This window comes from Acinetobacter sp. 24-47-47 (assembly GCF_057737035.1).
The window spans coordinates 1,138,461-1,162,714 of the sequence record NZ_CM173216.1; the positions used below are offsets into that span (position 1 = coordinate 1,138,461).

At 37.4% G+C, this 24,254-nt stretch carries 25 protein-coding genes and 3 tRNA genes; 11 read left to right on the top strand and 17 right to left on the bottom strand.

The annotated features are described in order from the left end of the window. Positions 1-15 precede the first annotated feature (15 nt). Positions 16-378 (top strand): hypothetical protein, encoded by a 363-nt coding sequence (locus AC1M9E_RS05235; RefSeq protein WP_488225109.1) that lies wholly within the window; start codon positions 16-18, stop codon positions 376-378. A 112-nt stretch (positions 379-490) separates the two neighbouring features. On the opposite strand, the gene AC1M9E_RS05240 is transcribed toward AC1M9E_RS05235, so the two are convergent. Then, positions 491-937: a GatB/YqeY domain-containing protein gene (locus AC1M9E_RS05240; protein ID WP_035268744.1), complete on the bottom strand. Its 447-nt coding sequence runs from the start codon at positions 935-937 to the stop codon at positions 491-493. A gap of 33 nt (positions 938-970) precedes the next feature. After that, complete coding sequence (gene rpsU / locus AC1M9E_RS05245; RefSeq protein WP_001136722.1) at positions 971-1,186, bottom strand: 30S ribosomal protein S21; 216 nt, start codon at positions 1,184-1,186, stop codon at positions 971-973. Between the two features lie 144 nt (positions 1,187-1,330). Between rpsU and tsaD the strand changes: the two genes are divergently transcribed. Beyond that, the gene (gene tsaD, locus AC1M9E_RS05250) at positions 1,331-2,347 is read left to right on the top strand and encodes a tRNA (adenosine(37)-N6)-threonylcarbamoyltransferase complex transferase subunit TsaD (RefSeq protein WP_481607016.1); all 1,017 of its coding nucleotides are present in this window, start codon (positions 1,331-1,333) and stop codon (positions 2,345-2,347) included. Positions 2,348-2,393: 46 nt separating this feature from the next. Here the strand turns inward: tsaD and AC1M9E_RS05255 are convergent, their stop codons facing one another. The 3 genes from AC1M9E_RS05255 to AC1M9E_RS05265 all read right to left on the bottom strand — a co-directional run bounded on the left by AC1M9E_RS05255 (position 2,394) and on the right by AC1M9E_RS05265 (position 4,729). Further along, positions 2,394-3,341, bottom strand: a complete 948-nt coding sequence (locus tag AC1M9E_RS05255) for an aldo/keto reductase (RefSeq protein WP_488225110.1) — start codon at positions 3,339-3,341, stop codon at positions 2,394-2,396. Between the two features lie 153 nt (positions 3,342-3,494). After that, positions 3,495-4,022, bottom strand: a complete 528-nt coding sequence (locus AC1M9E_RS05260; RefSeq protein WP_092766154.1) for an Ail/Lom family outer membrane beta-barrel protein — start codon at positions 4,020-4,022, stop codon at positions 3,495-3,497. A 152-nt stretch (positions 4,023-4,174) separates the two neighbouring features. After that, complete coding sequence (locus AC1M9E_RS05265; protein ID WP_481953001.1) at positions 4,175-4,729, bottom strand: DUF4385 domain-containing protein; 555 nt, start codon at positions 4,727-4,729, stop codon at positions 4,175-4,177. A 328-nt stretch (positions 4,730-5,057) separates the two neighbouring features. On the opposite strand from AC1M9E_RS05265, the gene AC1M9E_RS05270 reads away from it, so the two are divergent. Further along, on the top strand, positions 5,058-5,936 hold the full coding sequence (locus AC1M9E_RS05270; RefSeq protein ID WP_488225111.1) for a LysO family transporter: 879 nt from the start codon (positions 5,058-5,060) through the stop codon (positions 5,934-5,936). Here the strand turns inward: AC1M9E_RS05270 and AC1M9E_RS05275 are convergent. After that, positions 5,865-6,629, bottom strand: coding sequence for a hypothetical protein (locus tag AC1M9E_RS05275; protein WP_488225112.1), 765 nt, complete (start codon positions 6,627-6,629; stop codon positions 5,865-5,867). The genes AC1M9E_RS05270 and AC1M9E_RS05275 overlap by 72 nt on opposite strands. Positions 6,630-7,019: 390 nt before the next feature. Then, positions 7,020-7,892 (bottom strand): ATP-binding protein, encoded by an 873-nt coding sequence (locus AC1M9E_RS05280; protein ID WP_481591202.1) that lies wholly within the window; start codon positions 7,890-7,892, stop codon positions 7,020-7,022. Between the two features lie 205 nt (positions 7,893-8,097). On the opposite strand from AC1M9E_RS05280, the gene AC1M9E_RS05285 reads away from it, so the two are divergent. From AC1M9E_RS05285 to AC1M9E_RS05305, 5 genes are all read left to right on the top strand, one after another. Beyond that, a complete protein-coding gene (locus AC1M9E_RS05285) occupies positions 8,098-9,642 on the top strand; it encodes a DUF3336 domain-containing protein (protein ID WP_481589806.1) in 1,545 nt (514 codons plus the stop codon). After that, complete coding sequence (locus AC1M9E_RS05290; protein WP_488225113.1) at positions 9,578-10,435, top strand: protein kinase domain-containing protein; 858 nt, start codon at positions 9,578-9,580, stop codon at positions 10,433-10,435. Before AC1M9E_RS05285 ends, AC1M9E_RS05290 begins: the two co-directional genes overlap by 65 nt. 108 nt (positions 10,436-10,543) lie before the next feature. Next, positions 10,544-10,628: transfer RNA gene (locus AC1M9E_RS05295), tRNA-Leu, on the top strand. 38 nt (positions 10,629-10,666) lie between these two features. Then, positions 10,667-10,740, top strand: a tRNA-Trp gene (locus tag AC1M9E_RS05300). 38 nt (positions 10,741-10,778) lie between these two features. Further along, positions 10,779-10,863 (top strand) — tRNA-Leu (locus AC1M9E_RS05305). Between the two features lie 155 nt (positions 10,864-11,018). Here the strand turns inward: AC1M9E_RS05305 and AC1M9E_RS05310 are convergent. Together AC1M9E_RS05310 and gloB are read right to left on the bottom strand one after the other, a co-directional pair. After that, positions 11,019-11,222: a hypothetical protein gene (locus AC1M9E_RS05310; RefSeq protein ID WP_035267651.1), complete on the bottom strand. Its 204-nt coding sequence runs from the start codon at positions 11,220-11,222 to the stop codon at positions 11,019-11,021. A gap of 256 nt (positions 11,223-11,478) precedes the next feature. Then, positions 11,479-12,210, bottom strand: coding sequence for a hydroxyacylglutathione hydrolase (gene gloB, locus AC1M9E_RS05315; RefSeq protein ID WP_481591199.1), 732 nt, complete (start codon positions 12,208-12,210; stop codon positions 11,479-11,481). Between the two features lie 225 nt (positions 12,211-12,435). Here gloB and AC1M9E_RS05320 point away from each other — a divergent pair, with 225 nt between their 5' ends. Further along, entirely contained in the window at positions 12,436-12,822 is a 387-nt protein-coding gene (locus AC1M9E_RS05320; protein WP_481595486.1) for a DUF4951 domain-containing protein, read from the top strand. Between the two features lie 39 nt (positions 12,823-12,861). On the opposite strand, the gene AC1M9E_RS05325 is transcribed toward AC1M9E_RS05320, so the two are convergent. The 4 genes from AC1M9E_RS05325 to AC1M9E_RS05340 all read right to left on the bottom strand — a co-directional run bounded on the left by AC1M9E_RS05325 (position 12,862) and on the right by AC1M9E_RS05340 (position 16,966). After that, positions 12,862-13,557 (bottom strand): methionine ABC transporter permease, encoded by a 696-nt coding sequence (locus AC1M9E_RS05325; RefSeq protein ID WP_035267644.1) that lies wholly within the window; start codon positions 13,555-13,557, stop codon positions 12,862-12,864. After that, complete coding sequence (locus AC1M9E_RS05330) at positions 13,554-14,579, bottom strand: methionine ABC transporter ATP-binding protein (RefSeq protein ID WP_179998301.1); 1,026 nt, start codon at positions 14,577-14,579, stop codon at positions 13,554-13,556. The genes AC1M9E_RS05325 and AC1M9E_RS05330 overlap by 4 nt, the downstream gene beginning before the upstream one ends. A gap of 71 nt (positions 14,580-14,650) precedes the next feature. Beyond that, complete coding sequence (locus AC1M9E_RS05335) at positions 14,651-15,520, bottom strand: MetQ/NlpA family ABC transporter substrate-binding protein (protein ID WP_035267639.1); 870 nt, start codon at positions 15,518-15,520, stop codon at positions 14,651-14,653. A 363-nt stretch (positions 15,521-15,883) separates the two neighbouring features. After that, positions 15,884-16,966, bottom strand: coding sequence for an AraC family transcriptional regulator (locus tag AC1M9E_RS05340; protein WP_051586576.1), 1,083 nt, complete (start codon positions 16,964-16,966; stop codon positions 15,884-15,886). Between the two features lie 219 nt (positions 16,967-17,185). Between AC1M9E_RS05340 and AC1M9E_RS05345 the strand changes: the two genes are divergently transcribed. Beyond that, on the top strand, positions 17,186-18,601 hold the full coding sequence (locus AC1M9E_RS05345) for a cytochrome P450 (protein WP_481607010.1): 1,416 nt from the start codon (positions 17,186-17,188) through the stop codon (positions 18,599-18,601). Between the two features lie 219 nt (positions 18,602-18,820). Next, entirely contained in the window at positions 18,821-19,609 is a 789-nt protein-coding gene (locus AC1M9E_RS05350; protein ID WP_481607009.1) for a hypothetical protein, read from the top strand. A 58-nt stretch (positions 19,610-19,667) separates the two neighbouring features. On the opposite strand, the gene purD is transcribed toward AC1M9E_RS05350, so the two are convergent. From purD to AC1M9E_RS05370, 4 genes are all read right to left on the bottom strand, one after another. After that, the gene (purD, locus tag AC1M9E_RS05355; protein ID WP_481607008.1) at positions 19,668-20,951 is read right to left on the bottom strand and encodes a phosphoribosylamine--glycine ligase; all 1,284 of its coding nucleotides are present in this window, start codon (positions 20,949-20,951) and stop codon (positions 19,668-19,670) included. A 129-nt stretch (positions 20,952-21,080) separates the two neighbouring features. Further along, complete coding sequence (gene purH / locus AC1M9E_RS05360) at positions 21,081-22,655, bottom strand: bifunctional phosphoribosylaminoimidazolecarboxamide formyltransferase/IMP cyclohydrolase (protein ID WP_488225114.1); 1,575 nt, start codon at positions 22,653-22,655, stop codon at positions 21,081-21,083. An 88-nt stretch (positions 22,656-22,743) separates the two neighbouring features. Then, positions 22,744-23,013, bottom strand: coding sequence for a DNA-binding transcriptional regulator Fis (gene fis / locus AC1M9E_RS05365; protein WP_001086304.1), 270 nt, complete (start codon positions 23,011-23,013; stop codon positions 22,744-22,746). Positions 23,014-23,387: 374 nt separating this feature from the next. Next, complete coding sequence (locus tag AC1M9E_RS05370) at positions 23,388-24,242, bottom strand: MJ0042-type zinc finger domain-containing protein (protein ID WP_481607006.1); 855 nt, start codon at positions 24,240-24,242, stop codon at positions 23,388-23,390. Positions 24,243-24,254 lie beyond the last annotated feature (12 nt).

Consider the following 24,254-nt stretch of genomic DNA (forward strand, 5'->3'; position numbering starts at 1 on the left):
TGATTGAATCTAATAATGAAATTTCCACTATTTTTTATGATGTTGTTTGGGGCAGGGGTGTTCACTCATGCGGAAACACTTCCTGTTAAATTTACACAAGAAATTGAAGTTGTATCACAAAAATATAATGCCGATATGAGGCATTTTCTAAAAATGCTAGCACCAAATACAACACACTTTAGCGTTGATCAGACTCAAAGATATTGTGTCATTGTTGGAACTTATGTCGATGGTTTTTATCAGGTGGTGGATAAATATCGAAAGGATTTACCATTTTCCTACTCTAGAATGAGTAAACAGGATGTTGTTGAGAAAGTGAAGCGATCTAAAGAAATGCAGATTTTACAAAGATATAATATTCAATGTGAGTTTAAATAATCAGAAAGTGAAAAACTAAAAGTATTGTTGTAATAAAATCGGGGATACGTGATTTAGACTGGACTATTTAATGACATTATTAAATAGACCAAATCAAACATAATACGAAAAGTTAAGAAAGTTGAGCTTTAATTTTACTCGAAACTTGTGCAGGATCGGCACGTCCGGCTATGATCGGACGTAGAGAATTCATCACCTTACCCATATCTTTCATGCTAGTAGCTTGTTGCGCAGCAATCGTTTGCGCAATAATTGAATCAAGTTCTTCCTCAGTCATAGCTGCTGGTAGAAATTGAGATAAAACCTCAACCTCGGCTTGTTCCTTACTAGCTAAGTCTTGTCGATTAGCGCTTTCAAAAGCTTTAATCGATTCTTTACGTTGCTTGATTTGTTTTTCAATGACCGCGAGAACTCGACTATCATCTAGTTCTACGCGTTCATCGACTTCGATTTGCTTAATTGCTGCTTGGAGACTACGAATCACCGTTAACTTATCCATTTCTTTAGCACGCATTGTTGCTTTCAAAACGTCAGTAATTTGGTTTTTTAAAGTAGTCATTTATATATCCGAGCAGTCAATCACAAATTAATCTTAGTAAAGGCGAGTAGTACGTACTGATTCACGCGCCAATTTCTTTTGGTAGCGTTTAACAGCAGCAGCTTTTTTGCGCTTACGTTCTTGAGTTGGTTTCTCGTAGAATTCACGTTTACGAACGTCAGCTAAAACACCCGCTTTTTCGCATGAACGTTTGAAACGACGGATAGCTACGTCTACTGGTTCGCCTTCTTTCAATTTAACTTGTGGCATGAAGAATCCTCTAGTTTATGGATAAGACTAAGCGCCGAATTGCGCTGAGTCACAAGTGAAGGTCAGTATTTTACTCATTTACATCTCATATCACAAGTCTATAATAGCTTTAGCAATATTTTGAAATGGGTTAAAGGCAATTTAATGATCGTTTTAGGCTTAGAAACGTCGTGTGATGAAACTGGTCTCGCACTCTATGACAGCGAAGTCGGCTTAAGAGGACAGGTGTTATATAGTCAGATTAAATTGCATGCTGAATATGGTGGAGTGGTACCTGAATTGGCATCCCGCGATCATGTTCGTAAATTAATTCCTTTAATCAATCAATTGCTTGAAGAAAGTCAAATCAAAAAATCTGAGATTGATGCGGTGGCTTATACACGTGGTCCAGGCCTAATGGGTGCACTCATGACTGGAGCATTATTTGGTCGTACGCTTGCATTTGCGTTAAATAAACCAGCGATTGGTGTGCATCATATGGAAGGGCATATGTTGGCGCCTCTTTTATCAGCTACTCCACCGGAATTTCCGTTTGTCGCTTTGTTGGTCTCGGGTGGGCATACACAATTAATGGCGGCATATGATATTGGTCATTATGAAATCTTAGGTGAGTCGATCGATGATGCAGCGGGTGAAGCATTCGATAAGGTTGCTAAGATGATGGGGTTGCCTTATCCAGGCGGTCCAAATATCTCTAAACTTGCTGAGCAAGGTGATGCCACTGCTTTTGAATTTCCACGTCCTATGTTGCATCAAGGTTTGGAATTTTCATTTAGCGGCTTAAAAACAGCAGTTTCTGTCCAAATGAAAAAATTAGGTGAAGAAAACCGAGACGCTGATATTGCTGCGAGTTTTCAAGAGGCTATTGTTGATACATTGGTCAAAAAATCAGTTAAAGCATTAAAACAAACTGGTCTTAAGCGTTTGGTCATTGCTGGTGGTGTGAGTGCCAATAAGCGTCTTCGTGAACGTCTTGAAGCAGATTTAGCTAAAATAAAAGCTCAAGTATATTATGCTGAACCAGCTTTATGTACGGATAATGGCGCCATGATTGCTTTTGCTGGATATCAACGCTTAAAAGCAGGACAGCATGATGGCTTAGCCGTGACAACGACGCCACGTTGGCCGATGACGGAACTCAAAAAACCTACTGAAGCATAAATGTTTGGTCCCGAGAAAAAAGAGGCTTATAGCCTCTTTTTTATATTTACATTATTGAAAGAATTTGCATGTCTTCTGGTGAGAGTTGAAGATTCACTGCATTTGAAAATTGGGTAATTTGTTCAAGGTTTGTTGCACTGGCGATTGGTGCTGAAATATGCTTTTGCGCAAGTAACCAAGCCAAAGCTACCTCAGCAGGTGCCGCATTGTGGCGCGATGCCACTTCTCTGAGCTTATCTAAAAGGTTTAAGCCTCGCTCATCAAAATATTTTACAAGCGTATCTGCACGTTGACGCCCTTGAATATTGTCTAATGACGAATATTTCCCAGATAGAAATCCACTAGCCAGACTATAAAAACTTACGACACCAATTTGATGGCGTTCACAAATGGGTTGCAGTGTTTGTTCGAATACATCGCGATCGTAAAGATTATATTCAGGTTGAAGAACCTGATAATGTTGCACACCAATCTTTTGTGCAGCTTGAATAGAAGCGTCTAATTGAACAGCTGAAAAATTAGAAGTGCCATAGGCACGAATTTTTCCTTGATCTTTGAGCTTTGAAAATGCTGATAATGTTTCCTCATGAGGTGTGTTTTCATCAGGCCAGTGTGCAAAATAAAGATCAAGATAATCTGTTTTCAAACGGCTTAGAGAGTCTTCAACTGCTTGCATAATCCATCGTTCAGATAAACCTTGATGGCCGGGAATCCCCATATCTAAACCGACTTTAGTAAATAGCACGATGTCTTCACGTTTACTTGGATTTTGTTTTAACCAATTACCAATGATTGTTTCTGACTCGCCACCATGATTGCCTGGTGCCCAAATGGAATAGAAGTCTGCTGTATCAATGGTGTTAAATCCACGCTCATACAGTGCATCTAAAATTTTGAAACTTTGTTTTTCATCAACCGTCCAACCGAATACATTTCCTCCGAATACGATGGGTGCGATGAATAAATCAGTTTGTCCAAGTTTTCTTTTTTGCATGAAATATCCTAGGTAGAATAATACGACTTATTCTAGCTATATAGGATTCGTCTATTTCTCGCTATCCAAATAATGTATAAACATTATCCAATGATTTTGACAAAAAAAGAGGCAAAAAGCCTCTTTTTTAATTCTCTATGTATTCAAGCAGAATCAGAAACGATAACCTGCGCTGATGTTGAACCCATCAAATTTAGCCCCATCAACTTTAGTACCTTCATAACCGATATTGATCGCATATTGCGGAGCAGGATTAATATTAATACCAACACCATATGCAAACGCTGTTTCACTTAGATCCATGTTTTCGTATATGTTCAAGGCGCGATATGAACTTTCAACTTTTGAATGCGCGATCCCGACAACACCATAAACACTGAAATTCTCATTAAGACGATATGCAGGGCCTGCTAGCAAAGAAAAATGTTTTACATCTGTATCTTGGCGTTCACCTGGTTCAATCCAAGTTTCATCACCAGTTTGATACGACATTGTTGCCATAACGCTTAAAGGAGTCTCGAGTTCATAGCGATATTGAGCGTGAACACCGCGAATATCAAACGCATTTTCAATTTCAGACTGAGCATAACCCAATGAAACGGTGTGTTGTTGGGCAAAAGTTGTCGTTGTTAAAGTGGTCATCGAGAGGATTAAACCCAATTTTAAAAATTTAGTTATCATGGCGCATGCTCATTATTTGTGATTTGTTTATCTTTAAATGCAAAAAATGGTGATCATTTTTTGGTAAATGCTATTGTACTTTCTATTTTTCTATTGTAAATAAAAATTAAAGAAATAGTTTTGTTTGTATTATAAATGGTGTGAGAATGTATTTATTGACTCGCAATTGAGTTTTTAAATCGTTCTTTTAATGCAATATAGTGGGAATGCTGTTTAGCTTCATCCCATTTCACTTTAAAAATTCGTGCTGCTGCAGCCTTAATAGGGTCTTCTTGTTGGCGTGGTAGTTCTTCACGCCCGTGATCACCACTTAAACCTTTTTTGTCATTAGGTACAGGACCTTTATATTTTTTTCCACCTTTATGGTTTGCATAACGTCTCGCTCGGGTATAACCCATTTGTAAAAATTTACGAGCCATATCTGCACCGACAAAATCATCGACTGCTAAATATTCAAGAAAGAGTTGATAAATCTTATTAGAACTCTCTCTAGCTTTATCTTCATCTGCAAATTTCCAAAAGGGCAGAATTTCAGATTTGTAAGGTTCGACGAGTAATACACCCTGTTCACCACGACCAATTCGATAGAGTTCCGGTCTCTCTCTGAAATTAATTTTTTTAAAGTCCAAAGAGTAGTCAAAACTTTGAGAATAAACACGAGTGCTTCTATGTGGGATGGTATCAAGGTCTTTATGATTGTAAGCCATCACATTCTCTTTAGTACTTTTAAAAATATATTAGGTGATTTGAAATGAAAAACGATTATAGAATTGTGAGTGAAATTTTAAAAATCTGATTAGTTGTTTTAAAGAGATGCGCTAGCACGCTGAAAGATTGAAATTGAACTTTATTAGAATTCAACGCCACGAAGTCAACTATGGTCGATAGCTGGGCGAAATTAAGTTTTAAAATTAAAACCTAGCAGCCAAAAGTGATGAGACATGACGATGCTCTGTAAGAAACATTTTGTCATATTAATTTTATATCTATGGATTAATCTAAGCGATACGTATAAAAATAATTTTGGAAGTCTGATTGGATCTTATCATTATCATTTTTGGCTATCTATATGGTCGCAAATTTCATCCCAAAAAGTACATTGAACAAGTATTTTTTTTAGCCCTGATTTTATTTATATTTTTTTGCACTGTTTACGCAGCGCCAAACCTACTCGCATTAGAAAATCCTAAAGCTGTTTTGAACAAGTTAGTTTTTCTTGGAATCGGGGTATGCGTATTTACTTACTGGTTTAGTTCTCTATTTTATAAGAAGAAACAGCAGGAAAACAGTAAACGAGGCACAATCCAAATTAAGGACATCATTAAAATATTGACAGTTTATCTTTTGCTTAGTTTGGTATTTGTGGGAGGTATCTTCACTTATCGAATGGATTTAATAGATGAGCAAATAGCTTTAAGTATTCAAAACGTGCTTATCTACATTATTCTATTTTTGATCGGAGTTTTTATATCAGCCTCTAACATCAAAACATTGCAATGGCATGATTTAAAACTCCCAATCATAATGGTATTGGCAAATACAATATTTGCCTACTTTATGCTGATAATTTGGAAGGAAAGTGCTGTATTGCTTTCTGGATTCGGTTGGGCAAGTCTGTCTGCTGCGATGATTTCACAAAAACTAAATCCCTTATTGGCAGTTCAAGCTTTAATTGTGGATATGATTCGAGGATTGATTTCCATCATTTTTCTACAGCTTTTTGGAAGACATCAACCACAAGCAGCAATTAGCACCACAGGTGTACTGTCCTGTGATGCATTCTTACCGATGATTAAGCAACATTGTGGTGAGCAATATGTGCTAGATGCGTTTAAAGCGGGACTATTGTTGTCGCTGTTTTGTCCATTGAATATATTTATTGCGATTCATTTTACCCAAAGTGTGACAAATTAAACGGTAAAACACCTCAAAGACAGTGATTTTGGCAATCACTAACATACCATCACCATTGGTATATCCGGCATTGTGATTCAAAAAAAATGCAGCATCCTCATTCATATTATCGTGTTCATGCTTACAACCACGTGTTCCTCCAAGACCATCGTTATAAATAAAAACATGGCCAGATTTTGAAAGTTGATAATTGAATTGCTGAGAGAATAGGGTGCAAAGGTCTTGCATTTCTGTATTGTTATCGAGGTTTAAGCGAGTAGGCCATGTATTTTTTTTGAAAGCATAACGTGTAATTGCACGATAACTTGAGGGATGTAAACACACAGCAAAAAAATATGATGGTGCTGGGTGGCGGATCATTTGAGAAATGATGAAGTAAATATATTGGAATTTTAATAGATTTGATTTTCGATAGGCGCTAAGAAGACCTGCTTGACCACGAAAAACATTCATTGTCTGGTCATTCTTTTTGACTTCATAACGTTGCATACATAAAAATCCAACAGGTTTTTCTTCATCAAAATAGATCAAAACCCGTTTGCTTGCAGCATCATCGGGGGCATAGGCTTGAGCAATATCATTCAAATCACAACCCTCAGGTGTCATGAAGATCGCTTGATGAAGCGTTTTTAATATATTTTGAACATCTGGGGATTGTGTATGTTGGTTACTATATTTTTTAATTTGGAGCATGGATGCAGCCTTTTTCTATAATTATTTGCGTCCCTCATACTATTTTTGAATTGTTAAGTTTGGGTTACATTAATTTTTTCGAAAAACAAAAAATGGTTGTTATGTTATATTGTTTTAAATTTAAATTATTTTTTTAATTCTTATTTAGTTAATAAATTTTATTTAAATTAATAGCTTAAGGTAATATTTGAGATTTTTTTTTATTTAAAATTTTTTGATATCGATAGAGAGCAATGAGTTAAATTGTTAATTTTATCTTTATAATTATTCATGAATAATTTATTAACTTTTATCGTAATAAAAGCTAATTACTTAGCTTAAAGAGTGAAAGTCGAGAAACTAAGACGTCATTCCATCTTAGTTTCTTATTGCAGAAGCAGATGTAAATGCTTAATCACGCTTTAATTGAGTAGAGCCGATCCAATGTTTTGAAAATTGGAATGCAGAACGACCTGAGCGTTGACCTCTGGCTTGGCACCAACGTAGCGCTTCAGCACGTACTTCAGGTGTCATTTCAATACCAGATTTTTTTAAATAGTGCTCTACAATCTCTAAATAAAGATTTTGATCCATCGGGTAGAATGAAAGCCAAAGACCAAAACGATCAGACAATGAGATTTTTTCTTCGATCGCTTCTTGCGGATGTAATTCAGTATATTGAGGCACGTCTACTTTAGTGATCGGGGTGTTTTCATGCATAAATTCTGGGAGTAGGTGGCGGCGGTTACTGGTCGCATAAATAATAAAGTTGCCAGAACCTGACTCTAGTGAACCATCTAACACACTTTTTAAACTACGATAATTTTCGTCTTCAGCATTAAAGGCTAAGTCATCACAATACACGATAAATTTTTCGGGACGACCTTCAATAATTTTTTGTATTTCTGGTAGGTCTGACAGATTATCACGCTCAATTTCAATGATGCGTAAACCACGGTCAGCATATTTTGACAGTAAAGATCTTACGATAGATGATTTTCCGGTTCCACGAGATCCAGTCAATAAAATATCGTTTGCAGGTAAACCTTGTAAAAATTGTTCAGTGTTTTGCAGTATTTTTTCTTTTTGTTTTTCGATACCTTTTAAATCATCAAGATGAATTATTTTAGGTTTTTGAATGGGGATCAGCCGTTTATTTTGCCATTTGTATCCTAGTGCTGAGAAATCAATTTCCTGACTCGGTTCAGATAATGTGTGATTAAGTTGGTCAATAAGTTGAGAAATTTTTGTTAACAGTTGATCTGGTAGTTCTAGAGTCGCCATAGGTATTCGTGAAATACAATTCAATAAAATCAAGTTTAATCTACATGATGACGACAGCGATGTGAACTGATCTAAGGGATAAATCTATGATGACTGGTCGATACAAGAAATAAATTTTATTAAGTTGATTATTTTCTGCTTTTTTTGCATAGTTTAAAAACTGAACAAAACTAATTGAACTAATAAAAATCAAAGGACTAGCTCAATGATTTTAGGCACTCGTAGTCAAATTAATCCGCATCAAGCGTATCGAATTAAAAAAATGCAACATGAGCTTGAACGTGCGGAGAGCTATGAAGAGTGGAAAGACATTGCCTTAAAGCTGGATGAGGAGACGGGCGCTCAGGAATGGAAGTTTGATAATACTTCACCCTATTTTGATGCTGAAATTATATCGCATCGTTTAAATCTCTTACGCCGTTACAAGCTGAATCATCGTGTAATTGATCTGATCTATATTTTGCGAGAAGGCCTGAGTCATGATGTCGCCAATATTGGTCATCCTATGCTGTTCACACAAACATATATTGGCACTAAAAAACTTATTGAGGACTATATTGAAGAGGTTTCACAGAGTTTAATTTATATCGCTTCAAATGAATGTTCGGGTTTGACGTATCAAGAAAAATTTGATTTTTTTAAAAATTGTCAACTGACCTATGGTCAACCTGCAATGATGTTTTCGGGTGGGGCCTCATTAGGTTTGTTTCATACAGGCGTGTGTAAGGCGCTGATGGAACAAGATTTGATGCCGAAAGTTTTATCAGGTTCGAGTGCTGGTGCGTTGATGACGGCGATGTTAGGCGTTTCTGATCAAAAAGATATTGATCAGCTGCTGACAGGAGAGAGCTTTTATAGTGAAGCATTCCATTTCAGAAGTTTCAAAGAGTTGCTTAGAGGAAATGGTGGTATTGCTGATGTGCGATATCTTAAGAAATTTTTAGTGGAAAATTTAGGGGACTTAACGTTCCAAGAAGCGTATGAAAAGTCTGGACTTGATATTAATATCAGTGTCGCACCTTATGATGTCGCTCAGGAAGATGCTCGTATCATGAATAAATATACTGCGCCAGATTTACTGGTATGGAGTGCAGTATTGGCATCATGCGCGGTTCCTATCTTATTTCCTCCAGTTCGACTGACCAGTAAGCGTTATGATGGGGTGCATACACCATACTTGGCAAGTATTCGTTGGGTGGATGGCAGTGTGAGAAGTGATTTTCCACAAGAGAAAATGGCTCGTCTCTACAATATTAATTACACCATTGCCAGTCAGGTGAATCCACATATTGTGCCATTCATGCAAAGTGATGCGGAGCGTTTTAGAACAGATCTACTCAGCTGGCCGCAACGTTTAGTGCGTAAACATGGTAAAACGATTGCGATGGATGTCATGAATTTCACTCGTGACCGAATGGGCAGTGTGCCGACGATTAGACGACTATTGGATCACGGTTATGGTATTGTTGATCAGCGTTATTATGGTGATTTAAATATTGTAGGTAATTACAGCCTACGACATTATCATTATATGCTACAAAATCCGCGACCTCATTTGTTTAAAGTCCTTCAAAGAGAAGGCGAGCGGGCAACTTGGTCTAAACTGTCCAGTATTGAAACACATGCGCGCATAGGAAAAACCATTGAACATTGTTTGGATATGCTGACGCAACTGAAACAGCAAAATGAATCTCTCGAAAAACAATCTACAGTGGCAAACCATTCAGCCTCTGCTCAGGCAACCAGTTAATTCTGAACAAAGTCAGCAGTATGGTCGTCTAATTTATTGTATCGAAATAGACGACCAAACATATTGGGTTAAGCGACAACAGCAGAGTATCAGTTCACAGCATGAGCAGTGGTTCGACAATGAGATAAAACACTACCAATCACTCAGTACTCGCTCTTCAAAGATCTTAGTGCCGTTTGAGATCGTGTATGACGAAAACAGCAGATTCAATACACGTATATCAAAACATGATTCTTCATCATTGATTCTGATAGAAAATGCGGCGCCGTTATTTGAAGTAGAAAATTCTGTCTATATTCAAATGCAGACCTTCCCACACAATGAGTTTTCAAATGTGGTCAATTTATTATTACATAGTCTAGATGCATTACTATCGATTCATGAGCAAGGATTGGTCCATGCAGATCTCAAAAGAGAACATTTTAGAATATTGAATGGTCAACCCAAATTAATTGATTTTGAACAGATGTTTCACTTTGAGTGCCATCCTCAAGTTTCTACGCATGGAACACCGAGGTATATGGCGCCTGAGTTGTTTCATGGTGAGTCAAAATCACAAGCATCAGATATATATGCACTCGGTATTATTTGGTTAGAATGGTTAAATCAGTACTCAATCCGTAAAAAAAGCTATATAGATTGGGCAAAATGGCATTGTCAGCAATTAAAAGTTGAAATTATTAGGCCTTTTTCTGACTTAACACCAGTACTCCAGCAGATGTTGATGAAAAATAAATCACAAAGATTGTACAATATTTATCAATTAAAACAGATATTAAGCGAATTTGTTTAAAGAAAAACCAGTAAAATGGATAATTGTTTTATATTTAGTCAAACAATAAGGTTTTTCAAAAAAAGGGCTTGTCATGAGATAATGATCTCTATAATATACACAGCCATCGGGGACGTGGCGAAATTGGTAGACGCACTGGATTTAGGTTCCAGCGCCGCAAGGTGTGAGAGTTCGAGTCTCTCCGTCCCCACCAAGTAATTTACTAGGTGGAACGACCGAAGTAGGTGAAATAGAGGATTGGTGTAATGGTAGCATGACGGTCTCCAAAACCGTTCGTCAAGGTTCGAATCCTTGATCCTCTGCCAAGTTTTATGAAGCTCAGTAATATGATTGAGTATTCAAAGGGGACGTGGCGAAATTGGTAGACGCACTGGATTTAGGTTCCAGCGCCGCAAGGTGTGAGAGTTCGAGTCTCTCCGTCCCCACCATATTAAGGCAAGGTTTGATACCTTGCTTTTTTATTGCCTATATTTTTATATAAAAACAGACTGAAATATATAAATATAAAAAAATCGCCTACAAAGAGGCGATGTTAATATTTAGATGATCTATTTAGTATTCATTCCGTTGAATTAAGGTGAGATTAAGCTTTTAAGTGATCCTCGAATTCTTCACCTAATTGCATTGCAAGAGTATTTCCAGATAAGTCACATGTCACTAAACCATATTCTTTTTTAAAGCTGAAAGTGAAGCCTTGGTTATCCTTTAAATTTCGAACGGAATAACCTAATTTTTCTAACCAAATTCTGAATGCAATTAAATTTTTTGCTTTGACCACTTTCTTCATGAGACAACTCCTTTGACTAATGAAATATTAATAAGGTTAATGATGGTCTTTTTAAAGGGCTTGACCATAAATTAATGTAAATTTATTGTAATTTAATAAAAATGTATATATTTCATGCGATTGAAAGAAGAAATTTGATCAATTTTTTATGAAGTGTTGAAGTAAAGAATAGAAAATTTTATCTGAAAGGGATAAAAAAACTGAGCGAATGTCGCTCAGTAATAAACACCTGTAATTTGAATAGATAATGCTAAATTTAGAAATTATCTTTCATTTCCCGAATACGTTTAAATTCTTCAGCACTGTTGACGCGCAAGAAAGGATTGGTCTCAAGTTCAATTTCAATGGTGGAAGGTAAGGTTATTTGATTTTGATCTCGAAGTTTCTGAACTTGCTCAAATCGTTCTTGCAGTGCCTTATTCTCAGGTTCTACTTGCAAAGCGAATTGTGCATTTGAGAGCGTGTATTCATGGGTACAGTAGACTTGAGTTCTTGGAGGGAGCGCTGACAGTCGGTTAAGTGATTGATACATTTGTTCAGCCGTTCCTTCAAAAAGGCGTCCGCATCCCATTGCAAATAAGGTATCTCCACAGAATAAACTGTCAATTTCATCTGCAAATATTGCGATATGACCTAAGGTGTGGCCAGGAACAGCGATGACGTCAAGTTTTAAGTCATTAAAATAAAATTCATCATCATGATTGAGTGGACAACTGATAAATGGAATTTTAGATAATTCTTCACGTGGACCATAAACTTCAATATTTTTTTCCGCGATTAACTCTGGCACACCACCAATATGGTCTTTATGCCAGTGGGTAAGCCATATTTGCTTAAGTGTTAAACCATTCGAGTCACAATAGTTGACCACCAAATTGGCTTCTGTAGGGTCTACCACTGCAATTTCTTGGGTTTCAGTATCTTCAATAATCCATATATAGTTTTGTAGCGCATTGTTAACATCAATTACGCGAACTTGATAACGCATCCTAAACGATCCTAAAGCATGTGACTTATTTGATCTCATCCTAGATCAAGCTTATCAAATTGTAAAATTCACCCAAATTTTAAACAGCGATGTATTGTAAATATTGATTTCGAATTTGATGAGGTGCATTGTTGTTAGCTTAAGATTATCTGATCTGATGAACTAATTTCGAGTAAAAAGTAAATGATGATAAAAGTGAGATTGAGTGCTTGCATCAGCGCAGTGATGAGTTCGATTGTTCTTGTTGGTTGTATGCAAAACTCTCAAGTTGGTCAACTGCAAAAGTCTCAATTATACGAGCGTCCAAGCAGCTGTAAGGTCAATGAGACAATCGAACGTAAAGCGGTTCCTCAAACACCCAACCAAATGAGCCTTCCGAGTTTTGGGCAAGGGGTTATCGGTTGGGCAACAGGTCCAGAAGGTGCTCAAGCACGTTTAGAAAGTGTATCTAAGCAAGACATCCATCAGTTTAAAGCACAAGGTGTTAGTTTGGAAATGATACGCGAATGGCAAGCGTTTTATACGCATGAAGCAAAGCGTAATCCATGCAATCGGACTGCGCCGTTACGTGCGCAATTAATGGAAAAAATCGCTTCACTTTGGATGGATTGATATTAAAAAAGATCTCATTTGAGATCTTTTTTAAATTTACTATCGCATTTTGGCGAGTTTTTCACCTGTCATTTGCACCAATTGAACTAATACTAAAAGCACAATGACGGTGAGTATAACGACACTGGTATCAAAGCGTTGATAACCATAGGAGATCGCAAGATCACCAATGCCGCCTGCACCGACCGCACCAGCCATGGCTGTTGCACCAATTAAGCTGATTGCAGCTGTAGTTAAATTGAGAATGAGGGAGCTACGCGCCTCAGGCAGAATAAACTTGAAAATAATTTGCAGGGGTGTTGCGCCCATAGCTTGCGCTGACTCCACGATACCTTCGTTGACTTCAAGGAGTGAAGTTTCAACCAGACGACCAATATAAGGTCCTACATAAATGGTTAAAGGAACAATAGCTGCCCATGTCCCAATAGAAGTACCCACAATCATTTTTGTCAGTGGAATAACCGCGATCAGGAGGATAATAAACGGGAGGGAACGTAATGCATTCACAATAGGGTTTAATCCATAGTAAATCACACGATTGGCTAAAATCCCGTTTGGTCGTGTAACAAGTAGAGTTATCCCTTGAATTAAACCCCAAATCGTACCGAATAGCATTGCAAAAAAAACCATATGAAAGGTTTCTTGTAGGGCTGTCACAAATTGATCAATTGAAAGCGAGCTTTTCCAAAAAGGTTCAGTAATTTCTGTTAGCCATTGAACAATCATATCTCTCATGCACGTACTCCTGATTGCTCAACTTTAACGCCATGTTGTTGGAAAAAGCTGATGGTTTCTTGAATAATGTCTGGATCACCCAGTAATTGCACAAACATTTGCCCAATCACAGCGCCATTAATTTCGGTCATGTTGGCAAATAAAATATTGAGACTAATATCAAATCGTTTAATGGCAGCTTGCACAACCGTTTCTTGGGCCGAAGTACCTAAGAACTGCAAGCTATAAATACTGTGGTGATTTTGATTTTCTAAGTTATTTAAAATATTGATAGGTAATTGCTGCTGTAAAACAGTTTGAATAAATGTTTTGGTCGTCGGGTGTTGAGGTTGACTAAAGATATCGAGAGTACTGCCGTGTTCAATCACTTTGCCTTGCTCCATAACTGCAACAAAGTCGCAAATCGACTCAATAACATCCATTTCATGCGTAACCATAACAATGGTGATTCCTTGCTCTTGATTAATTTTTTTCAAAAGGGCAAGTACAGACTTTGTCGTTTGAGGATCAAGCGCTGATGTTGCTTCGTCACAGAGTAGAATTTTTGGATGATTGGCAAGTGCCCGAGCGATACCTACACGCTGTTTTTGACCACCAGAAAGCTCATCTGGAAAAGCATCGCGTTTATGTTTTAAATCGATAAACTCAAGTAGCTCATCTAAGCGTTTTAGACGCTCAGCTTTACTCCAGCCAAGGAGTTTCATTGGCATTTCAATATTGGCTGCAACGGTTTTGGTTTGTAGTAAATTGAAATGCTGAAAAATCATACCAATATTGGCGCGTTCTTGACGTAATTTTGAAGCGCTCAAAGCAGTGAAATCTTGACCGTGGATGATCATTTGACCTTGATTGGGTCTTTCTAGTAAATTGATCAAACGGATCAGTGTACTTTTACCTGCACCACTATAGCCTATAATTCCGAAGATACTTCCATCTGGAATCGTCAGATTAATATTGTCTAAGGCGTGAATAGTTTGGCCTTTAAGCTGATAATGTTTACTAATATTTTTAAATTCAATCATAACGTCAAGAACTATTAAAAATGAAAAACAGGCAAATTAAATTTGCCTGTTAAAAATACAGAAGTCTAGAATTATTGAGCTTCTGTGAGATATGTCGTTGGTTTATCAACATTAACTTTAGTGCCACCAAAGTTCTCTTTCACATATTGCTTAACCGCATCTGTATGATATAGCTGACCTACCTTTTGCAATACAGGATCATTCTGACGGCCTTCAGCTACAGCCAGTACATTCACATTCATTTTTGTACTTTGATCGATTGGCTCGTAGTAGATCGCATCTTTTAATACGTTCAAACCACCTTCCATTGCTAAGGTGTTGCCTAATACAATGGCATCCACTTCATCTTTCACACGTACCGCAGTTGCCATTTGAATCGGTTTGATGGTGATTTGTTTAGGATTCTCAGTTACATCAGAAGTAGTGCCTTTGACATTGTCAAATTGAGGTTTTAACTTTACTAAACCAGCAGATTGCAATAATAAAAGGGCACGTGATTCATTAGCACCATCGTTTGGAATTGCAATGGTCGAACCTGTTTTGAAATCATTTAAATTTTTAACTTTGCTTGAGTAAATCCCCATTGGCTCAAGATAAGTCGTAGATAATGGCGCAATTTTTTGAGTATTGGCATCATTGTATGCAACCATATACGCATATGATTGGAAGGCATTGATATCAATCTCTTTATTGGCTACCGCAGTGTTCATTGAAACATAATCAGTAAAGTTTTTAACATCTAACTTTAAACCTGCAGCTTCAGTTTCTGGTAATTTTGCAATGAACTTCCAGATATCTGCATCTGAACCTGTAGAAGCGATTGTAATGGTTTGAACTGAATCTTTATTCGTGTTGTTTGCAGCGGTTTCTGGAGCATCTTGTTTTGAGCATCCAGCGATACCCACTGATAGGCCCAAAACTAAACCAAGAATTTTCTTCATGATATTTCCTGAGTATGTTGAAACGATCTTCAACTTACATATGCAGTGAGGTGAATAGTGAAATGAACTGTCCTTGTTTCAAGAGCACTTCAAGCTATTCATCTGTTAGAGATAATTCGGTATTTAGCTATCAATTATTTAAGCATTGATAACAAAAAAGTTGGTTGATGATAACAATTTTTTTTTATTCAATATAGTGATGTTAATGAACTAGCTTAGCATAAAGCGTCATATACAATTTATGAGAATGTATAAATAAACTTTAAATATCATACTTATAATTTGAGTGTTTAAAATTAGAAAGACCCGTTATCAGCCGAACACCTTATAATGATTTAATATATCAATATGAAAAATATGGATTTAATTTAATTTAGAAATTTGCTTGGTAAGATCATTATTGTATTTCTGCCGATATTGGCTAGGGGGCATACCAAACCAACGCTTGAATGCTCGTCTGAAATTTGAGGCATCGTGATAATTAAGAAGCATACCAATTGTTTCAATCGTGAGTTGCGTATGCTCAAGAAAATAAGCACTTTGCTGTGCAAGCACCTGATCTTTGACCTCTTTAAAGGTTAAACCTTCTTTTTCTAAATGACGAGCTAAGGTTCGTTTGCTCATGAATAATGAAGCGGCAATCTCAGATTCATTTTTGGGATCTGATAAATGCTCAATCAGTATTTTTTTTACACGAAATTGGTAAGTATTTTGGGGTGTAAGAAGATCCTTAAGTACATTTTCACATTGTTTTTTTGCAATGAGATAGTTCTCCTGACTTGCTGAAGCATTAGGGATTTTACACACAGATAAAGGTATCTGAATGCCATCAAAAGATTGTGAAAATGCGAAATCACATTGAAAAATTTTTGTATAAGCAGCATGGTAAGCAGGTTTAGGATAGCTAAAAAGCAACTTCGCCTCAGTTAATGGCTTACCTAAAATAAATTCAGCACACTCTTTAAATACCACCATGCAAGACTCGATCATGCTTTGATATACAAGGGTGGAGCAATCGATATTAAATTGAATTTTACAATTCATCTGCTGATCACGCATTTCGAGAATGACTTCTGCAAATCCAATTCGAGTAGGTAGATAATGTTGAATCGCTTCAAGTGCAGCATAAAGGTTTGGGCAACTGTGCATCAAAAAGCCCATTGCGCCATGAGTCGTTGGTTTAAGGCGATGTCCAAGTTCTAAACCGAAATCGGGAACATCTGCCATGTTCAATGCATTGTCAAATATACGAATAAAATCAGATGCTGAAATCCGGGAATCTTCCTGTTGAATAAATTCAGCAGTCAGACATGTGCCATTCAATAAAGTTGGGAATACACGCAGCCCACCTCCCAATTGTTGCGCAATAATTCTGACATATGCGCAGGGAATCAATGCCCGAATTGCATTATCGTCCTGATTGCTATGTTCTATTCCTTTAGACATCATACTCAAGTCCAGATAGCGTGATATTGATCTTTCTTAAATCTAGCCTCATTAGAGCTGCTAATTTGAATTAAAAGAATGTCAAAAAATGACTTATTAATGTCAAAAAATGACCTGATTCTGTATTTTTTAAATTCTATGCTCAAACACAGATCATCAGCTTAATGGAATAAAGGCTGAATATAAATTTAAAGATGAGATCACATAGGACACATTGTCATGAATAATTTAGTCAAAAAAATGAATGCTGTTCGAGTAGATTTGGTGAATTTTAGCGCTCGCTATATTCCCTTAGAAAATCACATCAAAGCTGCCCATGTATACCATAAATTAAAAAGTAGCCTATTTAAGAATCCTGATTTTGATCAAATTGAAGAAATTCAACTTCCAGATCCAAATGTTTGCCCCTTACAAGAGCTTGATGTCAGTAGCCCTTTTTTATACAAGCAAGGTGTATGGAAGGATACTTTTAAGCGATTACGGAAAGATGCGCCGATACATTATCAATCAAACAGTTTATTTGGTCCTTTTTGGTCGATGACACAGTACGAAGATGTCATGTACGTTGATAAAAATCATCAGCTCTTCTCTTCAGAACCGATCATTATGTTGGGTGAGCAACCGCAAGGTTTAGAGCTTGAAATGTTTATTGCGATGGATCCACCGAAGCATGATATTCAGCGTAAAGCTGTGCAGGGGGTTTTTGTACCTAAAAACTTAAAAGACATGGAAAGCTTGATTCGGACACGTACCCAAGACGTACTTGATCACTTGCCTTTAAATGAAGCTTTCGACTTTGTAGATCGAGTTTCAATTGAGCTGACCTCAAGAATGTTGGCAACATTGCTAGATTTCCCTTACGAAGAACGCCGTAAATTGGTCTATTGGTCTGAAATTGCATCTTCATCCCCAGGTACGACAGGCGGCACGATGACCATTGAAAATACTTTTGATGGTTTAAAAGAGATGGTGAGAGATTTGTCTCAACTCTGGCATGATAAGGCTGCACGTATAAAAGCAGGTGAGGCTTCAAGTTTTGACTTGATGAGTATGCTTATTCGGAGTGATGAGACAAAGGATCTGATTCAGCGACCATTAGAGTTTCTGGGGAATTTGGCATTATTAATCGTAGGTGGGAATGATACGACTCGTAACTCGATGTCGGGCGGGGTTTATGCAATGCATTTGTTCCCTCAGGAATTAGACAAGCTGAAGAATAATCCTGATCTGTTGCCTAATATGGTTAGTGAGATTATTCGTTGGCAGACACCATTGGCGTATATGCGCCGTGTAGCGACTCAAGATCTAATTTATAAAGGTCAGTATATCCGTAAAGGTGATAAAGTTGTTATGTGGTATGCGTCTGCTAACCGTGATGAAACTGTGTTTGAAAATGCGGATGAATTTCGTATTGATCGTGAAAATGTGAAAAAACATCTATCATTTGGTTATGGAATTCATCGCTGTATGGGTAGTCGTTTGGCTGAGATGCAACTGACCATTCTGTGGGAGGAGATTCTCAAACGTTATGACAGAATTGAAGTGCTTGAAGAACCTGAAATTGTTCAGTCTAATTTTGTTCGTGGATATTCTAAGATGATGGTAAAGCTGCATCCAAAGTTAGAATCTAAATAGTCCATAATCCCTCATATTAGATGAGGGATGTTTTTATGTGTCGTGAAAAAGAGATAGGATTTGATCATAAATTATAACTCAAGCATCTACATACATTTGGATAAATGGGATGGTTTTAGTCTTTTGTCATTGGCAGAGGATCAGGCGAGGGGTTTGGTTGTTTTTCATCAATATAATATTATAATTCATTAATTTTTAATATAAAAATTAAATGAGGATGTGATTTATATTTATGAAATTATTGCTCCAGGTATTTGGCTTGATTATGAGGATCGAGAGTGGAGTTGGGAGGTTGAGAGTCTGCTTCGTTCTTTAGAAGGACAATTTTTTGAAGCAAATTTAGCATTAAATCTTTTTCATTCAATTGATCGTCAAGAATCGACATCTAAACAAGATTGGCTTCTAGATAATAAAAGAAGAAGTGAAATAAGGAAGCAAATTGAGGCTGAAATTCTTCAAGACGGTAATAATCATTGGAATTATATGGATGAGATCAATTTAAAAACTGAAGTTATTTTTAAAAGAGAAAAATGGAGTCAAGGGCATATACCTAGAGAATTTAATCATAATTTAGCATTTTTGTACGCACGAGCATTTTTATATGCTTTGGATACTTTCGATAAATTTCTTAAAGTTCTTTCTAACTATGAACTTGTTCCAATTGAAGTAAAAAATGCATATCAGAAAATGACGGAATGTTTCCCTAATTTACGTGGAGTTAGAAATACAGTTCAACATTTAGAAGATAGATCTAGAAGTTTAGGGGGAGGACGAAATCCAAAGCCTTTGGATTTAAAGCCTGTTGATAATGGCTTTATAAATGCTCCAAATGGTGCATTAATATTAAATTGTTTAAATGGTTCTAAGTACGGATCAACTATGGCAGATGGTCATTATGGTGAAGTAGATGTATCACCAGAATCTATGAATAATTTACAAATTATTTTGACAGAGGTTTTGAATGCTTTTAAATGGAAAGGCAGTCCTCAGCATAAGCCTAGTGCGTAGAACTAGTATTGTTAAAAAACCCCGAAAGAATCGGGGTTTTTGTTAATCTAAATTAAGATTAGGCATTTTCACGAGCAATGGCACGGTAACCAATATCTTTACGATATTGAACGCCGTCGAACGTTACTTTTTGGCAAAGCTCGAGAGCTTTTGCTTGTGCTTCACCAATCGTATTGCCCAGTGCAGTCACACAAAGTACACGACCACCCGCAGTCACGATATCGCCATTTTCATTGGCTTTCGTACCTGCATGGAATACTTTCGCATCTGCCATCACAGTATCTAAACCTGAAATGACATCGCCATTGCTTGAAGTTTCAGGGTAGCCTTTAGATGCAAGTACGATACCAACTGTTTTACGCTCATCCCATTCAGCTTCTGCAGGAAGTTTACCTTCAATACCTGCTTCAACTAAATCAACTAAAGATGATTTTAAACGCATCATAATGGGTTGAGTTTCAGGGTCACCAAAACGACAGTTAAACTCGATCACTTTAGGTTGACCTTGTTCATCAATCATCAAACCTGCGTATAAGAAACCTGTGTAAACGTGGCCATCTTTTTTCATGCCTTCAACAGTAGGGCGCATGATTTCTTTCATGGTTTTTTCAAACACATCAGCGGTTACCACAGGAGCGGGAGAGTAAGCACCCATACCACCAGTATTTGGACCTTGGTCGCCTTCAAAGATACGTTTGTGATCTTGTGAAGTCGCCATTGGTAAAATGTTGTCACCATCAATCATACAAATGAAAGATGCTTCTTCACCTGCCAAGAATTCTTCGATGACAACACGTGAACCTGCATCACCAAATTTGTTGCCTGCAAGCATGTCATCAATCGCATCAAATGCTTCTTGATTGGTCATGGCAACAATTACGCCTTTACCCGCAGCAAGACCATCTGCCTTGATTACGATCGGTGCACCATTTTTCTCAACAAATGCCTTAGCAGCATCGACTTCCGTGAACACGTCATAGAAAGCCGTTGGGATGTTATGGCGTTTTAAGAAGTGTTTAGCGAACGCTTTAGAGCCTTCTAACTGTGCTGCAAATTGGGTAGGGCCCCAAATCTTTACGCCAGCTTCACGGCATGCATCTACAACACCATTTACAAGTGGTGCTTCAGGGCCTACAACAATCAATTCAACTGCATTGTTTTTTGCAAAATCGATAATCGCAGGATTGTCTAAAATGTTCAGTGCAACATTTTCGCATTTTGGTTCAGTTGCTGTTCCAGCATTACCTGGAGCAACAAATACTTTTGCAACTTTTTCGTCTTGTGCGATTTTCCATGCTAAAGCATGTTCACGACCACCACTACCCAAAACTAAAATATTCATCGGTTCATACTCCATGAATCGAAAATGACATAAAGTCCTCAACCTAAAAATAGGAGAGGACTTTATGCAAGATTAAAAATCTATGTCTTTCAATGTAAATGACATTGTCATTACAAGTCTTACCATCAATTAGTGACGGAAGTGACGCATACCAGTGAAGACCATCGCAATACCCGCTTCATCAGCAGCAGCAATTGTTTCTTCATCACGCACAGAACCACCCGGTTGAATAATGCATTTGATACCTGCTTTAGCAGCATTATCAATGCCATCACGGAATGGGAAGAATGCGTCAGATGCCATTACTGCACCTTCAACAACTAAACCAGCATGTTCAGCTTTAATTGCAGCAATACGAGCAGAGTTCACACGGCTCATTTGACCAGCGCCTACACCAATTGTTTGACGGTTTTTAGCATAAACAATTGCGTTTGATTTAACGTATTTCGCAACTTTCCAAGCAAAGATCATGTCTTCGATTTCTTGTTCAGTTGGAGCACGTTTAGTCACAACTTTAAGATCATCTTTAGTAATCATACCTAAGTCTTGATCTTGAACGAGTAAACCGCCATTCACACGTTTGTAGTCCATTTGTGGAGCACGTTCGTCAATTGCTGGTAATTCGCCACATACGAGTACACGTACGTTTTTCTTAGCACCAGTAACTTCTAACACACCTTCAGCAACGCTTGGCGCAATAATCACTTCCACGAATTGACGGTCAACAATCGCTTGAGCAGTTTCAACGTCTAATTCACGGTTAAATGCAATAATACCGCCGAATGCAGATTCAGGGTCAGTTGCATAAGCAAGGTCATAAGCTGCTTTAATACCGTCTAAAGAGACTGCAACGCCACATGGGTTTGCGTGTTTTACAATCACACATGCAGGCTTAGCGAATGATTTAACACATTCAAGTGCTGCATCAGTATCTGCAATGTTGTTATAAGATAATTCTTTACCTTGCAACTGTTTAGCAGTAGAAACAGAGGCTTCAGTTGCAGCAGGGTCAACATAGAATGCAGCAGATTGATGTGGGTTTTCACCGTAACGTAAATCTTGAGCTTTATTTAATTGCGTATTGAATGTACGTGCAAATTGATCAGCTTGACCTTCTTCTTTACCAACGCGAGCGCCTAAGTAAGATGCGATCATACCGTCGTACTGAGCAGTATGTTCAAATGCTTTAACTGCTAAGTCAAAACGAGTTGCATATGAAAGTGAGCCTTCAGCTTTAAGCTCAGCAACTACAGTCGCATAGTCAGATGCATTTACAACGATACCTACAGACGCATGGTTTTTCGCAGCAGCACGAACCATCGTTGGACCACCGATGTCGATATTTTCAATCGCATCAGCAAGTGAGCAGTTAGGTTTTGCAACAGTTGCAGCAAATGGATAAAGGTTTACCACAACTAAATCGATCGCATCGATGTTGTGTTCAGCCATCACAGCTTCATCTAGACCACGACGAGCCAAGATACCACCGTGGATTTTCGGATGAAGTGTTTTTACACGTCCGTCCATCATCTCTGGGAAACCAGTGTGCTCTGAAACTTCGACTACAGCAATATTGTTGTCACGTAACAACTTATAAGTACCGCCAGTAGATAAAATTTCTACCCCTAGAGCAACAAGGTCTTGGGCAAATTCAACAATGCCTGTTTTATCAGAAACAGAGATTAATGCGCGTTTAATAGTCATGATTTAGTCACAGTTATCAAGAATTAAAACAAAAAAGCTAAATAGCAGGTAAAAAAAATGCCCGCGGAAGCCGCAAGCATTTTATCATTTATTCACTCATTAAACCGTGAGCTTTCAACTTTTTACGTAAAGTACCACGGTTAAGGCCTAGAATCTCAGCAGCGCGAGTCTGGTTGCCACGTGTATATTCTAACACTACAGATAAAAGAGGTTTCTCCATTTCTGCTAAAACCATGTCATAAACTTGAGATGGTTGCTCGCCTTGCAATTGTGCAAAATAATGGCGAACTGCGCGATCTACGTGAATACGAAGAGCGACATCAGATTGTGCAGTAAAAATAGGAGATTTGCTATTCATGCGAGTTAATCCGAGAATCAATAATCACTTAGGGTAAAAGTGATTTTGTGGTCAAAATAAAAAAACGAGCTCCGTTTTAGGTCCTAAAACGGTCGACTCTAAAACAAGAACAATTAGCTTGCCACAACTAGAGCAATTGAGTGAAAAATAAGCGTAACAATAGTTTAATATTTGTTACGGTTCCACATAAAACAAAAAACATCCCTGATGCGCTGAATAAAAAAATTAAGCACATGAACAGAACTGTATTTATTTTGAGAAATTGCGAGGAGTTTGCGGTACAAAGCTTTCGTGGCGCGTATCATACCATTGTCTATGAAAAAGTGAGCAAGAAAACTACATTTTTTTTAATTTTTTTATCGTTTTTTTTGATCTTATGGTCGTATAACTTCCAATTTATAATTGTCAAACTCAGATTGAGAAAAATTTATACTAAATTTGAAACCAAATGGACTGTCTTGAGGAATTCGTGTAATTCCATGCAAACTTTCTACTAAATATTCATTGGGTGCTTTAATAGAGGATGAAATCAATTTACCTTGTTGAAAAATGCTTATTTTCAACAGAGGCAGTTTTAGCCCTTTGCTATATTCGTTCACCAAGTGACCTGAAAAAACAGTAGAGATCACTGATGTTGACTCAATATTGAGGTCTTGTACTTTTATATGGGTATAGCGTTCATCAAGCGTGTCACAATTAAATAAGTTACATGCTGATATAAATGCCTGATTTAGCGGAGGTGAGCGTTGCAATACATTTGGGTTAAACCATAAAAATTGAAAAACCAGTAATAACGCTAAAATTGTATTTACGATCGCCCATGTTGCAATATAAAGCCTAGTTCTTGGTTTCGATTGGCTATTGGCATGGATTGATGATGAAAGATTTAAAGAAGGGTAGTTGGTAATCGGATCATGATTGAACGTATTTAAGTTATTTAAATACGTACGCAAGGTAATATTTGAATTCGCAACTTTACGATCGAAAATATCCAATAGGTGTTGTTCTTGTTTGGGGTCGATCACATCTTCAGATGGTGCTGTACTGTCTTGGACTTCTTTGATTAAAGGCTCAACCACTTTCGGTTGAGGATTGAATAGATGTAGAAGCGCATTAAACTCAGCAGAACATTTAGGACAACAAACCATACCCTCGGCAACAGTTAACTGGGTGACTGATACCTTGTAAATTGTGGAGCAATTTGGGCAGCGGGTTTGTTTATCACTCATATCTTAAATTAA

Bases quoted from the DNA above. Each gene is read 5' to 3' on its own strand.
- AC1M9E_RS05235 (WP_488225109.1), top strand. From the start codon at position 16: ATGAAATTTCCACTATTTTTTATGATGTTGTTTGGGGCAGGGGTGTTC.
- AC1M9E_RS05240 (WP_035268744.1), bottom strand. From the start codon at position 937: ATGACTACTTTAAAAAACCAAATTACTGACGTTTTGAAAGCAACAATG.
- rpsU (WP_001136722.1), bottom strand. From the start codon at position 1,186: ATGCCACAAGTTAAATTGAAAGAAGGCGAACCAGTAGACGTAGCTATC.
- tsaD (WP_481607016.1), top strand. From the start codon at position 1,331: ATGATCGTTTTAGGCTTAGAAACGTCGTGTGATGAAACTGGTCTCGCA.
- AC1M9E_RS05255 (WP_488225110.1), bottom strand. From the start codon at position 3,341: ATGCAAAAAAGAAAACTTGGACAAACTGATTTATTCATCGCACCCATC.
- AC1M9E_RS05260 (WP_092766154.1), bottom strand. From the start codon at position 4,022: ATGATAACTAAATTTTTAAAATTGGGTTTAATCCTCTCGATGACCACT.
- AC1M9E_RS05265 (WP_481953001.1), bottom strand. From the start codon at position 4,729: ATGGCTTACAATCATAAAGACCTTGATACCATCCCACATAGAAGCACT.
- AC1M9E_RS05275 (WP_488225112.1), bottom strand. From the start codon at position 6,629: ATGCTCCAAATTAAAAAATATAGTAACCAACATACACAATCCCCAGAT.
- AC1M9E_RS05280 (WP_481591202.1), bottom strand. From the start codon at position 7,892: ATGGCGACTCTAGAACTACCAGATCAACTGTTAACAAAAATTTCTCAA.
- AC1M9E_RS05285 (WP_481589806.1), top strand. From the start codon at position 8,098: ATGATTTTAGGCACTCGTAGTCAAATTAATCCGCATCAAGCGTATCGA.
- AC1M9E_RS05290 (WP_488225113.1), top strand. From the start codon at position 9,578: ATGAATCTCTCGAAAAACAATCTACAGTGGCAAACCATTCAGCCTCTG.
- AC1M9E_RS05310 (WP_035267651.1), bottom strand. From the start codon at position 11,222: ATGAAGAAAGTGGTCAAAGCAAAAAATTTAATTGCATTCAGAATTTGG.
- gloB (WP_481591199.1), bottom strand. From the start codon at position 12,210: ATGCGTTATCAAGTTCGCGTAATTGATGTTAACAATGCGCTACAAAAC.
- AC1M9E_RS05320 (WP_481595486.1), top strand. From the start codon at position 12,436: ATGAGTTCGATTGTTCTTGTTGGTTGTATGCAAAACTCTCAAGTTGGT.
- AC1M9E_RS05325 (WP_035267644.1), bottom strand. From the start codon at position 13,557: ATGAGAGATATGATTGTTCAATGGCTAACAGAAATTACTGAACCTTTT.
- AC1M9E_RS05330 (WP_179998301.1), bottom strand. From the start codon at position 14,579: ATGATTGAATTTAAAAATATTAGTAAACATTATCAGCTTAAAGGCCAA.
- AC1M9E_RS05335 (WP_035267639.1), bottom strand. From the start codon at position 15,520: ATGAAGAAAATTCTTGGTTTAGTTTTGGGCCTATCAGTGGGTATCGCT.
- AC1M9E_RS05340 (WP_051586576.1), bottom strand. From the start codon at position 16,966: ATGTCTAAAGGAATAGAACATAGCAATCAGGACGATAATGCAATTCGG.
- AC1M9E_RS05345 (WP_481607010.1), top strand. From the start codon at position 17,186: ATGAATAATTTAGTCAAAAAAATGAATGCTGTTCGAGTAGATTTGGTG.
- purD (WP_481607008.1), bottom strand. From the start codon at position 20,951: ATGAATATTTTAGTTTTGGGTAGTGGTGGTCGTGAACATGCTTTAGCA.
- purH (WP_488225114.1), bottom strand. From the start codon at position 22,655: ATGACTATTAAACGCGCATTAATCTCTGTTTCTGATAAAACAGGCATT.
- fis (WP_001086304.1), bottom strand. From the start codon at position 23,013: ATGAATAGCAAATCTCCTATTTTTACTGCACAATCTGATGTCGCTCTT.
- AC1M9E_RS05370 (WP_481607006.1), bottom strand. From the start codon at position 24,242: ATGAGTGATAAACAAACCCGCTGCCCAAATTGCTCCACAATTTACAAG.